Genomic DNA, 14,738 nt, shown 5'->3' on the forward strand with positions numbered 1-14,738 from the left:
ATAGGAGAACAGGAAAAATAGACACAGGCAAGCTACCTCTAAGTATAAACTTAATAGAGATTACTTGTCTGTGTCCATGATCCTTTACCTCGTATTCTTTTGATAGTATTAGTCTATCTGATAGGGAATAATTTGTCAAGCCATATCATCATTTTCGAATATGGTTTGGTCAGTTTTTCCGTTGACAATGTTAGCAATGGTCTGGGCAACCTTTTCCACGGCAATTGGTCGACCGGCCCAAGCTGGACTTGCAGGGTCCATTTTTTCCAGAATAGCCTGGGCTCTTTCATTTGTCCCTGCCTTGCCTGGACCGTACATCATGCTAGGACGGACGATGCTCGTTTTGAAGGATTGAGCCAAGAGATAATCCTCCGCCTCTTTTTTAGCCTTGCGGTAGCCTTCTGGCGTCGCAAGTCCTTCGAGGTGGGTAGATACGTAAATGTAGTGGTGGTCACTTTTATCAGCCATAACATCCGCAATCACCTTGGCAGCACCGAGAATGACCTTATCATAGGTTAAGCCTTTTTCGGGCTCTTCTTTGACCATACCGACCAAGTTAATGACAACAGTATGGTCATTAAGCAATTCCTTCCACTGATCTGCTTGATAGAGGTCGGCCTCTACCCAGTCGATGTCTGGACGGAATTTTTTGCTATTTTCGGGATTAAATGACCGTGTAATAGCAGTTAGCTGATGACCGCTCGCAATCAATTTTTCCATCACTTCTTGACCTAAAAAGCCACTTGCTCCGAATAAAAGTACATTTGACATAAGAATTCCTCCTCTGAATATCACTATGTAGTAATTATATACCTAATTTGAGCATTTGTCACATATAAAACATCCTTATGCTATAATGAAAGGGAAAAGGAGAAATCGCAATGCCAATAAGGAATATAAGACAATCAGAGCAACTAGAAATTGATACTACCGTACGCCTTCGTGCCTATGATGGTCAATATGAGCTTGCTTTTGACTGGCATCAAAATATGGAGCTAGTCTGGTTGGTTGATGGTGTGAAAGAAGCTTATAGCTTGGAAAAATTAGCTAGGATGTACCGTTTTTTATCGGAAAATGGCGAGTGCTACTGGATAGAAATTCGGGAAAAGTGTGGTTGGAGACCAATTGGAGACGTGACCCTGCTGGCAGATGATTTTGCGATTTTCATCGGCGATAGCCGTTGCTGGGCAAGGGGCATTGGTGGCAAGGTCTTAAAACGGATGATAGAACGTGCGAAAGAGCTAGGCTTCACAGAAATTCGAGTAGGAGAAATTTATGATTGGAATATTGGTTCCCAGCGTCTGTTTGAGAAGATGGGATTTAGCAGGCTCGAAAAAACAGAGAAGGGCTGGTCTTACAAGGTGACAGTATAATGATGATTAATAGTCCCGGTGCTGGGAAATCGACCTTTTCACTCTACTTTCCGTGTATCAGGGCAAGATGGGCTTTATATTACATCCAGAAAAGACGCTAATAATAATTTGAAGAAACTCAAAAAACCTTGACAAAGCAAGGTTTTTTCTAATCTTTATACGTTCAGGACCTTATCCAGGAAGTCTTTGAGACGTGGGTGTTGTGGGTTGTCGAAGATTTGTTCGGGTGTGCCGTCTTCAAGGAATTCACCGCCGTCTGTAAAGATGACGCGGTTAGCAACCTTGCGGGCAAAGCCCATCTCGTGCGTAACAATCAACATGGTCATGCCTTGCTCAGCTAGGTCTTTCATAACGTTGAGTACGTCGCCGACCATTTCTGGGTCAAGGGCAGACGTTGGTTCATCAAAGAGCATGATGTCTGGGTTCATAGCCAGCGCGCGGGCAATAGCTACACGCTGTTTCTGACCACCGGACAGGCTATCTGGCATAGCGTCACGCTTGTCTGCTAGACCGACTTTTTCCAGTAATTCCATGCCGACTTTCTCAGCTTCAGCCTTATTCAATTTTTTATGTTCGATAGGAGCAAAGGTGATATTTTCTAAGACGGACATGTGTGGGAAGAGGTTGAAGTGCTGGAATACCATTCCGACATTTTCACGGAAGGCATCAACATCTGTTTTAGGGTCAGTCAGATTGTAACCATCTACCATAACATGACCACTTGTGATGGATTCCAGGAGGTTGAGTGTACGAAGGAAGGTTGATTTACCAGATCCAGAAGGACCGATAATGCAGACAACGTCCCCCTCGTAGAATTTTGCAGAGACGCCTTTCAAGACCTCGTTTTTCCCGTAAGACTTGTGCAGGTCTTCAACATTGATTTTTAATAAAGCCATTATTTGCCTCCTTTTTCAAGTTTACGTGCCAAGCGAGTCAAGAGGGTGATAACCACCAAGTATATGATAGCAAGGATTGCATACATACGGAAGGATTGGTAGTTACGGGCAATGATAATCTTACCAGCTTGGAAGAGTTCGACAAGACCAATCGCAGAGATGATGGTCGTATCTTTCAATGTAATAACAAATTGGTTGATGAAGTTTGGCAGCATGATTTTACCAGCCTGTGGTAGGATAATCTTGCGCATGGTTGTCCCGTAGGAAATACCCAAACTGCGTGATGCCTCCATTTGTCCCGCAGGAACGGCTTGAATACCACCGCGGACAATTTCTGCGATATAGGCACCGGAGTTAAGGGATAGGGCAATGGTACCGGCTACGAAGTCGTTGATTGGTGATTGTTGACCAGTGATAGACTCAATCAAGTTTGGAATACCCCAGAAGATGAAGGCTGCAACAATCATCAACGGAATACCACGAACCACATCAACGAAGACGGATGAGATAACACGAAGGGCCTTGATTGGGCTCACCGCAAACATACCAAAGATAATACCGATGACGATAGCAATGGCAAATGACAAGAGAGCCAAACTAACTGTAATACCAAGACCAGACAGGAGCTGACCGTAGTTGTTTTTCAAGAGACCGAAAATGGTGGTTTCATCAACTGTTTCAGTGGCTGTACTTGGTGTTGTCTCTTCTTTGGCATTGAAGTATTTGTTGAAAATCTCATCGTACTTGCCTGATTCTACCAATGCAGCCAAGCCATTGTTGAACATTTCAATCAGTTCAGGATTGCTGCCTTTTTTCACAGCAAATCCGTATTCACCAGATTTTTCACCTGGGATTGGAGTAGCGAAATCACGACCTTGTTGAATAGCGTAGAGGAGGACCGCTTCATCATCCATGAGGGCGTCAATTGAGCCAGAGTTGAGACTGTCGTACATGCCAGAAGCCTCGTCGAAGGCCTTCAAAGTATAACCATACTTGTCTTTGTTGCTTTCCAAGAAAGTGTAAGACGCTGTACCGTTTTTGGCACCGACTGTCTTTCCTTCGAGGTCTTCATAGGATGCAATGTCACTGCCGTTTTTAACAGCCAGCAGGATATTAGACGAGTAGTAGGCATCTGAGAAATCAAAGATTTCCTTACGAGCGTCAGTAATCGACATACCAGCGATAACGGCATCTGCTTGACCAGCTTGGACAGCGTTAAGGGCTGCATCGAAACCAGGATTTTGGATAGTGATGGTGACTCCTTGTTGCTCCGCAATGGCCTTGATCAATTCCATGTCAATGCCGACGTACTTACCAGACTCGTCCTGGTATTCAAATGGGGCAAATGATGAATCTGAAACGATCGTGTAGCTTGACTTGATAGGGGTTGCTTTTTTAGTAGCATCACCAGATAATTTCAAGCGAGATGAGTAGTTCTGCGTATCAGCAGAGGCGGTAGCTGCACCAAACCATTTATTCATGATTTTTTCGTAGGTGCCGTCTTCTTTCATAGCTGCAAGAGCCTTATTGAAATCATCAACGAGGTACTCATATTGGCTTCCTTTTTTAACAGAGAAACCAAATGATCCAATTGGTTCGCCAGGGATGTCTAAGCTCAGGTCTTGCCCTTGTTGGATAGCGTATTGGATAACCGCCTCATCGTCCATAGCAGCGTCAATAGCGCCAGTGGAAAGACTGTTGTACATCGTGTCCCCTGTGTCGAAGGTTTTGATAGTAAAACCGTACTTGTCCTTGTTTTCTTCGAGGAAGGTTTGAGAAGCAGTACCGTTTTTAACACCAACTGTCTTACCTTTGAGGTCTTCATAGGAGGAAATCTTGTTAGACTTGGTTGTTGCAATGATAATCTTCGTATCAAAGTAGGGGTCTGAGAAGGTAAAGACCTTTTTGCGGGCTTCGGTAATGGTCGTACCAGCCATGAGGGCATCGGCCGAACCAGACTGGACCGCATTGACAGCAGCATCAAATCCTGGGAAGGATTGATTCATTTTCCAATTTGAACGTTTTGCAACTTCGTTGATAATATCAACATCTAATCCTTTATAAGTTTGGTCAGAATCTTTAAATTCAAATGGTGCATAGGCATTGTCAAAGACGATATCAATCGTATCATCTGCCTGAACACCTGTAAAAATAAAGAAGACCGGCAAAATGCTTGCCAATAGCATGAATAATTTTTTCTTCATTTCCATACTCCTTCTATCTATAAAATAACTTTCCCATTGTACCATATTATGAAAATTAATGCAAAAACAATGAAAAGGATATGTCAGAAAATATAACATTGTAAGTTATTAAATTGTGAGAAAATTTAATCTTTCACCCCCCCCCCCGAAAAACTATTTTTTCAATGAAATGTTGGACTTGTGATAAAATAGAACCATGATTAATCGAAATACTGAAAACCAATTTAAACTAGTGTCAAAATATTCACCGTCTGGTGACCAGCCCCAAGCCATTGAAACCTTGGTGGATAACATCGAGGGGGGCGAAAAAGCCCAGATTCTCATGGGGGCGACGGGTACTGGTAAGACCTACACTATGAGTCAGGTCATTGCCCGTGTCAATAAGCCGACCTTGGTCATCGCCCACAATAAGACCTTGGCTGGTCAGCTTTATAGTGAGTTCAAGGAATTCTTCCCAGAAAATGCGGTAGAATACTTCGTGTCATACTACGATTACTACCAGCCAGAAGCCTATGTTCCGTCCAGCGACACCTATATTGAAAAGGATAGTTCGGTCAATGATGAGATTGACAAGCTCCGCCACTCAGCGACCTCAGCCCTGCTGGAGCGAAACGATGTCATCGTGGTGGCTTCGGTTTCCTGTATTTACGGTTTGGGTTCGCCCAAGGAATATTCTGACAGCGTGGTCAGTCTGCGACCAGGTCAGGAGATTTCCCGTGATCAGTTGCTTAATTCTCTGGTCGATATTCAGTTCGAGCGCAACGACATCGACTTCCAACGGGGACGCTTCCGTGTACGTGGAGATGTGGTGGAGATTTTCCCAGCTTCTCGTGACGAACACGCTTTTCGTGTCGAATTTTTCGGCGATGAAATCGACCGCATCCGTGAGATTGAAAGCCTGACAGGTAAGGTTTTGGGCGATGTGGATCACTTGGCCATTTTCCCTGCCACCCACTTCGTGACCAACGATGATCACATGGAAACGGCTATTGCCAAGATTCAGGCGGAGCTGGAAGAGCAGCTCAAGGTCTTTGAATCAGAAGGAAAACTCTTAGAAGCTCAGCGATTGAAACAACGAACCGACTACGACATCGAGATGCTTCGGGAAATGGGCTATACCAACGGAGTTGAGAACTATTCTCGCCACATGGACGGGCGAAGCGAGGGCGAGCCTCCCTACACTCTGCTGGACTTTTTCCCTGAAGATTATCTCATCATGATTGACGAGAGCCACATGACCATGGGGCAGATTAAGGGGATGTACAATGGTGACCGCTCACGTAAGGAGATGTTGGTCAACTATGGTTTCCGCCTCCCGAGTGCATTGGACAACCGTCCGCTGCGCAGGGAAGAATTTGAGAGCCATGTCCACCAGATTGTCTATGTATCTGCGACGCCGGGTGACTATGAAATGGAGCAGACAGAGACCGTTGTCGAACAGATTATCCGTCCGACCGGGCTGCTGGATCCAGAAGTTGAAGTCCGTCCAACCATGGGCCAAATGGACGACCTCTTAGGTGAAATCAATGCCCGTGTTGAGAAGGGTGAGCGGACCTTTATTACTACATTGACCAAGAAAATGGCAGAGGACTTGACCGACTACCTGAAAGAAATGGGTGTCAAGGTCAAGTATATGCACTCGGACATTAAGACCTTGGAGCGTACGGAGATTATCCGTGATTTGCGTTTGGGCGTCTTTGATGTCTTGATAGGGATTAACCTCTTGCGTGAAGGGATTGACGTGCCAGAGGTTAGTCTGGTGGCAATCTTGGATGCTGATAAGGAAGGTTTCCTCCGTAATGAACGGGGGCTCATCCAGACAATCGGTCGGGCAGCTCGTAACTCTGAGGGTCATGTGATTATGTATGCGGACAAGGTCACCGAATCTATGCGCAAGGCTATGGAGGAAACAGCCCGCCGCCGTCAAATCCAGATGGCCTATAATGAAGAACATGGCATCATTCCACAGACCATTAAGAAAGAGATCCGTGACCTGATTAGTGTAACTAAGGCCGTTGCCAAGGAGACGGAAGAAGTAGTTGACTTTGACAGTCTCAACCGTGACGAACGCAAGGCCATGATTAAGAAGCTGGAGGCTCAGATGCAGGAGGCAGCAGAGTTGCTTGACTTTGAACTGGCTGCCCAGATTCGGGATCTGGTCATTGAACTCAAGAATAAGTAGAAAAGTAATAGAAAATCAGATTAAGGGGTATCAATCAGATGCTCTTTTTTCTATATTTTTACAGGAAGTAGTGTCTACAAGTTCATGCTGAAAAATTCTTTCGATTTTTGATTCAGATTAGTCTTTGCTTTGGCCTTTTCCAGATATAAGAGCCTGACTTGCTTTCAGTAAGTTTTTAAGATGAATGTAGAGGGAAACAGATTTGTTTCGTAAGCAACGATTTAGTATTCGTAAATTTTCAGTAGGAGCCGCATCAGTCTGTGTGGGTCTATTTTTAGGTGGTCAGATTGTTAACGCCGATAGTTTGCCAACTGAAAATCCAGCAACAGTTGCGGTGAGCAACCAGGATGTGCAGGCTGAGGTGGTAGCACCTGCGGTAACAGAAAATCAAGAACCGGCTATATCAGCAGAAGTTTCTGTTGAAACTGAGACAGAACCGGTAATTGAAGTGCCAGCACCAGCGGAAATTCCTGTAGAACAGCCACTTGTGGTTGAGGAAGTACCAGGAGAATCAGATCCTGAGCTAATTCTTTATCACAATCAATACAATACCATGTCTACTTTGCCAGGTACTGAGTATGCAACAGCTAAGTTCCCATTAGTTCCTAATGAAAAACTGTTTGAAGAGGATGTTCCCTATGTTGAGCCAGCAACTGCAGGCGACGGAGATAAAATTATAGAGTTGCAAGATGATACTCCTGAACAAAAGATGTTTGATGCGACGACAGGTCACTATACAGCACAGTTCAGCGTTGACTTTACAAAAGAAAAGCCAAGTGACCAGATCGTTATCAATCAATCAATCAATCAACGTTATGGGCAAATGGTTACGGGGATATTCTGACAAATACGACGATAAGAAATTTGACCATTTCTGACCTTGGTTCACCGATGGTTGGTACGATGCGTTACGCTCGTACTAGTGCCTATTCTCGTGCGGAAAATCCACAAATGGCTGTATTCAATAGAAACGACCAAGTTTGATTGGAACAGCAAAAAATGGTCATGCAGGAATTGGTGACCATGTCTAACCGAGCGTCCGTCTTGGGAGCGATTAGCCCAAGTGACCGCTACACTTTTGGCACAGTTATCCCGGCCTGTATGTATGCGGAAGCCAAGGCTATCATGCTCAGAAGTGAGGAATTTTACGTAAAAATCGGTAGTACAACTGCCTCTGATGCAACTTTAAATCGCGTCAAAGACCTCTTTGCTAGTTTGACAAACCGCTATAATGTCTACATGAACCGTAGCGATTTGGTCACTAAGGAAGATTTGATCAAGATTTATGGCAACTTCACAGTTAAAAATAGTGCCATTGATAATTTCTATAATTTCTATAATTTCTACCAGGCCATGCCAGACGCCGCCAAATCACAATACGGTCTTATCAAAATTTATGACGACCCCTATGGCTTTGGTGGAAATACCCTTGGATATGATGCTACTATCAATATGAATAATGCCGGTTTCAAAGGTGGTGTTATCGATGTGGAGAAAGGTCAATTTACCTGGGAAACCTATGTCATGGCTCACGAGCTCGGTCACGTTGTAGATGCTTATTCGGAAGAGACGGTACAGATCAATAATTTTTCAAGTGAGCAAGCATTCCAACCGATGGAACTCCAGTCATTGTTGCACCAGAAGAGAAAGTCATTACCAAGGTACACAGCCGGTAGTTGAGACAGTGATGATCGAGTATGGTACTCGCTATGAGTCAGATTCTACTAAACCTGTGGGCTACTATAGTGAGACTGGTGGTGTTGACGGCAGTGAGACGACAACCACAACTTATAAAATTGACGCAGTCACTGGCGAAGTAACAGCGACAAGTACAACTACAATTATCGAACCAATTGCCAAAGTTATCATTATCGGCAGTCAACCGGCGCCAGTCGAAGAGACCCCAGTTGATGAACCAGCAGTTGTCACCCCAGAAGACGAACCACAGGTAGAAGCTCCGGTTGAGGAACCTCAGGTAGATACGCCAGTTGACGAACCAGCCGTTATAACACCAGCCGACGAGCCAGTTGTTGTAGCTCCAGTCGACGAACCGCAGGTTGAAACACTGGTTGAGGATTCAATTATCACAGCAAAAGGCGACAGCGTTACACATGAATTACCAGAGCTTGACATTACAGCCATTCTAAGTCAGGGTCACATTTTACCTACTGAAATCTTGCAAGAAACAACAGTTACTCCAACAATTTCGCATCTAGTTGGTGGTGGTGCTGCAGCTGGCGGTTCAGCAGAGGAAACCAGCATCTCATCCCAAGGAACTGGTAACACTGAACAATCTGTTAGCAATCAATCCTCAGGACAAACTGCTAAAACATTGCCGAATACTGGACAAGTAGATGCTTTGACATCTCTTGGACTTGTAGTGGGAATGCTTGGATTTGGTTTAGTGAAAAGAAAAAAAGCTGAACTTGGCTAAAATATATACTCATTATGATGGGAAGTTGACCTTGTGTCAGCTTCTTTTTGGTTTTCTGCTCCTCGATTTATTATCAGTGTAGAAGGTTGAATAAAGCTAAGCCTTGTCTTCTTGGATTTTTCATGTTTCCGCTATATTTTTTCTTTTAAATCAACTATAATAGAATCATGAAAGTTTTACTCTATTTGGAAGGCAAGACAGTTCTGGAAAAATCAGGGATTGGTCGGGCCCTCCACCATCAAATGGAAGCCCTGGACATGGCTGGAATTCCCTATACGACGGACCTTTTAGGGGATTATGATGTCATTCATATCAATACCTATGGGCCACGTTCCTGGTTGCTTTTGCACGCTGCCAAACGCCATGGAAAGAAGGTCATTTTGCACGGGCATTCGACCAAGGAAGATTTTCAAAATTCCTTTATCGGATCCAATTGCCTGGCGCCATTTGTGGGAAAATATCTGGCCAGCATGTACCGAAAAGCAGATTTTATCATTACTCCGTCAGAGTATTCTAAGCAGCTCATCCAATCCTATGGGGTGACAACTCCAATCGTTGCCGTGTCCAATGGGATTGATTTGAACAAGTACAAGAAAGATGCTCGCAAAGAGGCTGTTTTTCGGGATTATTTCGGTATTAAAGAGGGACAACCAGTCGTGGTCTGTGCCGGGCTTTATTTTCGCCGCAAGGGCATAGAGGATTTTGTCAAGGTGGCTGAAAAGCTGCCCCATGTGCGCTTCATTTGGCTAGGCTCTATCAATAAATGGATGATTCCATCCTATATCCGGAAAATTGTAGAAGGAGCTCATCCGCCTAATGTCGAGTTTCCTGGTTACTTCAAGGGTGCTGTTTTTCAGGGGGCAATGAGCGGAGCGGATGCCTTTTTCTTCCCATCCTATGAAGAGACGGAAGGGATTGTCGTCTTGGAAGCTCTAGCCAGCCACCAGCATGTTGTGCTGAGAGATATTCCAGTTTATGAAGGCTGGATTGATGAAACAAGTGCCGAATTGGGCAAGACTGTCGATGATTTTGTCCAATCCATTCAAAATATCTTAGATAAAAAAGTAGACAAGCGCGAGGCAGGTTATCAGGTGGCAGTTAGTCGCTCGATGGACAATGTAGCCCACCAGCTAGTAGAAGCCTATCGCCAAGTCATGGAGTTGTAAATGCGTATTGGATTGTTTACAGATACCTATTTTCCGCAGGTTTCGGGGGTTGCGACGTCTATTCGGACCCTGAAAACGGAGCTGGAAAAACTAGGTCATGCAGTATTTATTTTTACGACCACTGATGAGGGTGTCAACCGCTATGAGGATTGGGATATTATCCGCATTCCTAGCGTGCCCTTCTTTGCCTTTAAGGACCGTCGAGTGGCCTATGCTGGCTTTGTGGATGCCTTGAAAATTGCCAGCCGTTACAAGCTGGATATTATTCATACCCATACGGAGTTTTCTCTGGGGATTTTGGGGAAATTGATTGCCAAGGAATTGGGGATTCCAGTTATTCATACCTACCATACCCAGTATGAGGACTACGTCCACTATATTGCTAAGGGGAAAATTATCCGCCCTAGCATGGTCAAGTATATCCTCAAACCCTTCTTCCGTGACCTTGATGGGATTATCTGTCCCAGCGAGATTGTAGAAGATTTGCTGAATAAGTATCAGGTTCCTATTTCCAAAAGGGTCATACCGACAGGAATTGATTTGGCCAAGTTTGACCGACCTGAGATTTGCCAAGAGGATATTGATGAACTGAGGCAGCAACTGGGGATTGCTAAGGATGAAACTATGCTGCTCAGCCTGTCTCGTATCTCCAATGAAAAAAATATTCAGGCCCTTGTCAAGGCCATGCCGGCTATTTTGGCTGAAAATCCCAAGGTCAAGCTGGTTATCGTTGGTGGTGGACCTTATGCGGGAGAGTTGCAGGAGATGATTGACCGCATGCAGCTGGCCAGTCATATTCAGATGACGGGCATGATTGCGCCGAGCGATACTGCTCTATACTATAAAGCGGCTGATTTCTTTATCTCGGCATCTACCAGTGAAACCCAGGGTCTGACCTTCTTGGAAAGCCTGGCATCAGGCACTCCAATCCTAGCCCATTCGAATCCTTATTTGGATAATTTGGTGACGGACAAGATGTTTGGAACCCTCTTTAAGCGGGAAAAGGACATAGCAGATGTGGTCATTGATGCGATTTTGGCGACGCCAAGCATGAATGCCTACTTGCTGGAGAAAAAGCTCTATGAAATTTCCGCCAAGAATTTCGGTCACCGAGTTTTTGAGTATTACCTGGATTTGAAAATTTCCCATGATTTCCAGAAGGAACACACCAATCAAGACAGTGTGGCAGAAGTATTGCTCAAGGGAGCAGTTACCTTACCAGCCAAGGTCGTTGTCAAATCAACCGACACCACAGCTCGCATTCTCAGAAAATCAGTTGCCCAGGTCAAATCCGTTCGTAATTTCTTTGATTAGGAGGGATGAAAATGAAGAATTCAGGAAAAATATTTTGGTACATCTTGCCTACTTTACTGGTCTATTATCTGGTGCCGGTGCTGATTATGTATTCTCCGCTGGATGACTTGACCATCAAGGGATTGTTGATTAACTTGATTTTAGTCTATCAACCAATCTTGATTTTACTGATTTCAATCATTTATACTGTCAAACATGGCTTTTCCTGGTGGTTTCCACTGCTACAAGGCTTGTTTTATCTGCCAGTCGATGCCCTGATTTTTCCAAATGCAGAGGGCTCAGAAATCTACGTTATTCCTTACATTCTCATAGGTTTTCTCGGAGTAGGAGTAGGGGTTTTGATGAGGAAGATGCTTGGAATTGGAAAATCTAGAAATTCTCGCAAAAATCCTTGAAAAATCCGAAAATCCTGCTATAATAACTGTTAGAGACTTATCCATTCTAGGAAATCTTTGAGAGAGTGCGCGGTTGCTGTGAGCGCATAGAGGATAGGATGGACACTACTCGGTATGATTTTATGCAAACATAAAAGGGTGGTTCCCTTATCGCCATTCTGAGGTCATCAGTTTTTTTGAGCTGGTGATGAATGAAGGTGGAACCACGTTACGACGTCCTTTTGCGAGGGCGTCGTATTTTCTTTTGGAGGAGTAGTTATGCTACCTGATGACTTATTAAAACGGTGCCAAGATGTGCGAAGAGCCTATAGAGAGTTGGAACTCAAGCACCATGACAAAGAATGGTCTATTGAAGAGGACCTCTTGGCCTTGACCAATGATATTGGCAACATGAACCGTCTAATTATGACCAAGCAGGGTCGTTACTATGATGAAACGCCCTATAGCTTGGAGCATAAAATGGCTGAAAATATCTGGTGGTTAATCGAATTAGCTGACCGCCTGGATATTGATATTCAAAAAGAAATGGAAACCTTTTTAGCTCAAAAAGAAGAGTTATTGGGGATTAAAAAATAAATAAAAAAATAGAAAGGACTAGGGTCTCCGTATTTGGTTGAACTGAATACGGGCTACGGACTGGGCCAAAAAGATAAACGAGAACTAGACGCTTGCGTCGTCGTTCTGTTTCCTATTTTGTCTGTGTCCGCTTAACGCCCTTTATATCTTATATTATGATTAAAATTACTTTCCCAGATGGTGCTGTTCGTGAGTACCAAGCTGGTGTGACAACTTTTGAAATTGCGGAGAGCATCAGCAAGTCTTTGGCGAAAAAGGCGCTTGCTGGTAAGTTCAATGGTAAATTGATTGATACTACTCGTGCCATTGAAGAGGATGGGACGCTTGAAATCGTAACACCTGATCATGAAGATGCTTTGGACATCTTGCGTCACTCAGCTGCCCACTTATTTGCCCAAGCGGCTCGTCGCCTTTTCCCAGACATCAAGTTGGGCGTTGGTCCAGCTATTCAGGACGGTTTCTACTATGACACGGACAATGTGGCTGGTCAGATTTCAAATGAAGATCTGCCACGCATTCAGGAAGAAATGATGAAGATTGTCAAGGAAAACTTCCCTTCTGAACGCCGTGAAGTGACTAAGGAAGAAGCTCTTGAGATTTTCAAAAACGATCCATACAAGTTGGAACTCATTCAAGAACACTCTGATGACGAGGGTGGTTTGACTATCTATACCCAGGGTGAATACGTTGACCTTTGCCGTGGCCCACACGTTCCGTCAACAGGTCGTATCCAGATTTTTGAATTGCTCAATGTGGCTGGTGCTTACTGGCGTGGTAAGAGCGAAAATCCAATGATGCAACGGGTCTATGGTACAGCTTGGTTTGACAAGAAAGACCTCAAGGCTTACCTTCAAATGCGTGAAGAAGCCAAAGAACGTGACCACCGTAAACTTGGTAAGGAATTAGATCTCTTCATGATCAGTCAAGAAGTTGGCCAAGGTTTGCCATTCTGGTTGCCAAATGGTGCAACTATCCGTCGTACCTTGGAGCGTTATATCACAGACAAGGAATTGGCTTCAGGTTACCAGCACGTTTACACACCACCATTGGCTTCTGTCGAACTATATAAGACTTCGGGTCACTGGGAGCATTATTCAGAAGATATGTTCCCAACTATGGACATGGGGGACGGTGAGGAGTTTGTGCTTCGTCCGATGAACTGCCCGCACCACATTCAAGTTTACAAAAACCATGTTCGTTCCTACCGTGAGTTGCCTGTGCGTATCGCCGAGCTTGGTATGATGCACCGCTATGAGAAATCTGGTGCATTGACTGGTTTGCAGCGTGTACGTGAGATGACGCTTAACGACGGTCATATCTTCGTCACACCTGAGCAAATCCAAGAAGAGTTCAAAAAAGCTCTCCAGTTGATTATCGATGTGTACGCAGATTTCAACCTAAACGACTATCGTTTCCGCCTGTCTTATCGTGATCCAGAGGATAAAGAGAAGTACTACGATAACGATGAGATGTGGGAAAATGCCCAACGTATGCTGAAGGGGGCCATGGATGAAATGGGCGTGGACTACTTTGAAGCAGAGGGTGAAGCTGCCTTCTACGGTCCGAAATTGGATATCCAAGTGAAAACGGCCCTTGGTAACGAAGAAACCCTGTCAACCATTCAGTTGGACTTCCTCTTGCCAGAACGCTTTGGTTTGACTTATATCGGTGCTGATGGTGAGGAGCACCGCCCAGTCATGATTCACCGTGGTGTTATCTCGACTATGGAACGCTTCACGGCTATCTTGATTGAAACCTACAAGGGTGCCTTCCCAACTTGGTTGGCTCCAACTCAAGTGACCTTGATTCCGATTTCTGTGGAAGCTCATTTGGACTACGCTTGGAAGGTTGCCAAAGAATTGCAAGACCGTGGTGTTCGTGTACATGTGGATGAGCGTAACGAGAAGATGCAATACAAGATTCGTCAGAGCCAGACTAGCAAGATTCCATACCAACTTATCGTCGGTGACAAGGAAATAGAAGACAACGCAGTCAACGTGCGTCGCTACGGAAGTAAGGCGACCCAAACTCAAACTGTTGCAGAATTTGTCGACCATATCCTAGCAGATATTGCCCGCAAATCACGTCCAGCTGAAGCTGCTGAATAATAATTATAAGGAGAAGTCCGAAAGGGCTTCTTTTTTGACAGCGAAAAACTCCCAAGTTGTCAAAATAGAATAGACTAGATTTCTTTAGAA

At 44.5% G+C, this 14,738-nt stretch carries 13 protein-coding genes; 10 read left to right on the forward strand and 3 right to left on the reverse strand.

From position 1 onward, the window contains the following. Nucleotides 1–135 precede the first annotated feature (135 nt). Nucleotides 136–771, reverse strand: coding sequence for an NAD(P)H-binding protein (locus ACVC7T_RS07840; protein WP_105110773.1), 636 nt, complete (start codon nt 769–771; stop codon nt 136–138). A gap of 110 nt (nt 772–881) precedes the next feature. Here ACVC7T_RS07840 and ACVC7T_RS07845 point away from each other — a divergent pair, with 110 nt between their 5' ends. Then, the gene (locus ACVC7T_RS07845; RefSeq protein WP_447262747.1) at nt 882–1,373 is read left to right on the forward strand and encodes a GNAT family N-acetyltransferase; all 492 of its coding nucleotides are present in this window, start codon (nt 882–884) and stop codon (nt 1,371–1,373) included. A 155-nt stretch (nt 1,374–1,528) separates the two neighbouring features. Here the strand turns inward: ACVC7T_RS07845 and ACVC7T_RS07850 are convergent, their stop codons facing one another. Both ACVC7T_RS07850 and ACVC7T_RS07855 read right to left on the reverse strand, forming a co-directional pair. After that, nucleotides 1,529–2,269, reverse strand: a complete 741-nt coding sequence (locus ACVC7T_RS07850) for an amino acid ABC transporter ATP-binding protein (protein WP_105110775.1) — start codon at nt 2,267–2,269, stop codon at nt 1,529–1,531. Next, complete coding sequence (locus tag ACVC7T_RS07855) at nt 2,269–4,473, reverse strand: ABC transporter substrate-binding protein/permease (RefSeq protein WP_447262748.1); 2,205 nt, start codon at nt 4,471–4,473, stop codon at nt 2,269–2,271. Before ACVC7T_RS07855 ends, ACVC7T_RS07850 begins: the two co-directional genes overlap by 1 nt. A gap of 196 nt (nt 4,474–4,669) precedes the next feature. Between ACVC7T_RS07855 and uvrB the strand changes: the two genes are divergently transcribed. The 9 genes from uvrB (at nt 4,670) to thrS (ending at nt 14,648) form a co-directional block, all read left to right on the forward strand. After that, nucleotides 4,670–6,655, forward strand: a complete 1,986-nt coding sequence (uvrB, locus tag ACVC7T_RS07860; protein ID WP_447262749.1) for an excinuclease ABC subunit UvrB — start codon at nt 4,670–4,672, stop codon at nt 6,653–6,655. 202 nt (nt 6,656–6,857) lie between these two features. Next, the gene (locus ACVC7T_RS07865; RefSeq protein WP_306455666.1) at nt 6,858–7,499 is read left to right on the forward strand and encodes a YSIRK-type signal peptide-containing protein; all 642 of its coding nucleotides are present in this window, start codon (nt 6,858–6,860) and stop codon (nt 7,497–7,499) included. Nucleotides 7,500–7,639: 140 nt separating this feature from the next. Next, entirely contained in the window at nt 7,640–8,335 is a 696-nt protein-coding gene (locus ACVC7T_RS07870; RefSeq protein WP_447262750.1) for a hypothetical protein, read from the forward strand. 7 nt (nt 8,336–8,342) lie between these two features. After that, the gene (locus ACVC7T_RS07875) at nt 8,343–9,089 is read left to right on the forward strand and encodes an LPXTG cell wall anchor domain-containing protein (protein WP_161943361.1); all 747 of its coding nucleotides are present in this window, start codon (nt 8,343–8,345) and stop codon (nt 9,087–9,089) included. 167 nt (nt 9,090–9,256) lie between these two features. Then, nucleotides 9,257–10,255 (forward strand): glycosyltransferase family 4 protein, encoded by a 999-nt coding sequence (locus tag ACVC7T_RS07880; RefSeq protein WP_447262751.1) that lies wholly within the window; start codon nt 9,257–9,259, stop codon nt 10,253–10,255. Continuing rightward, a complete protein-coding gene (locus ACVC7T_RS07885) occupies nt 10,256–11,569 on the forward strand; it encodes a glycosyltransferase family 4 protein (RefSeq protein ID WP_105160159.1) in 1,314 nt (437 codons plus the stop codon). An 11-nt stretch (nt 11,570–11,580) separates the two neighbouring features. Next, nucleotides 11,581–11,964 (forward strand): hypothetical protein, encoded by a 384-nt coding sequence (locus tag ACVC7T_RS07890; RefSeq protein WP_447262752.1) that lies wholly within the window; start codon nt 11,581–11,583, stop codon nt 11,962–11,964. A 258-nt stretch (nt 11,965–12,222) separates the two neighbouring features. Beyond that, the gene (locus tag ACVC7T_RS07895) at nt 12,223–12,540 is read left to right on the forward strand and encodes a MazG-like protein (protein ID WP_447262753.1); all 318 of its coding nucleotides are present in this window, start codon (nt 12,223–12,225) and stop codon (nt 12,538–12,540) included. A gap of 155 nt (nt 12,541–12,695) precedes the next feature. Next, nucleotides 12,696–14,648 (forward strand): threonine--tRNA ligase, encoded by a 1,953-nt coding sequence (gene thrS / locus ACVC7T_RS07900; RefSeq protein ID WP_447262754.1) that lies wholly within the window; start codon nt 12,696–12,698, stop codon nt 14,646–14,648. Nucleotides 14,649–14,738: the final 90 nt, after the last annotated feature.

Source organism: Streptococcus sp. P25B114 (assembly GCF_053010325.1).

Coding starts and splice junctions, on each gene's coding strand:
- ACVC7T_RS07840 (WP_105110773.1), bottom strand. CDS start 771: ATGTCAAATGTACTTTTATTCGGAGCAAGTGGCTTTTTAGGTCAAGAA.
- ACVC7T_RS07875 (WP_161943361.1), top strand. CDS start 8,343: ATGATCGAGTATGGTACTCGCTATGAGTCAGATTCTACTAAACCTGTG.
- thrS (WP_447262754.1), top strand. CDS start 12,696: ATGATTAAAATTACTTTCCCAGATGGTGCTGTTCGTGAGTACCAAGCT.
- ACVC7T_RS07850 (WP_105110775.1), bottom strand. CDS start 2,269: ATGGCTTTATTAAAAATCAATGTTGAAGACCTGCACAAGTCTTACGGG.
- ACVC7T_RS07885 (WP_105160159.1), top strand. CDS start 10,256: ATGCGTATTGGATTGTTTACAGATACCTATTTTCCGCAGGTTTCGGGG.
- ACVC7T_RS07855 (WP_447262748.1), bottom strand. CDS start 4,473: ATGAAGAAAAAATTATTCATGCTATTGGCAAGCATTTTGCCGGTCTTC.
- ACVC7T_RS07890 (WP_447262752.1), top strand. CDS start 11,581: ATGAAGAATTCAGGAAAAATATTTTGGTACATCTTGCCTACTTTACTG.
- ACVC7T_RS07880 (WP_447262751.1), top strand. CDS start 9,257: ATGAAAGTTTTACTCTATTTGGAAGGCAAGACAGTTCTGGAAAAATCA.
- uvrB (WP_447262749.1), top strand. CDS start 4,670: ATGATTAATCGAAATACTGAAAACCAATTTAAACTAGTGTCAAAATAT.
- ACVC7T_RS07845 (WP_447262747.1), top strand. CDS start 882: ATGCCAATAAGGAATATAAGACAATCAGAGCAACTAGAAATTGATACT.
- ACVC7T_RS07895 (WP_447262753.1), top strand. CDS start 12,223: ATGCTACCTGATGACTTATTAAAACGGTGCCAAGATGTGCGAAGAGCC.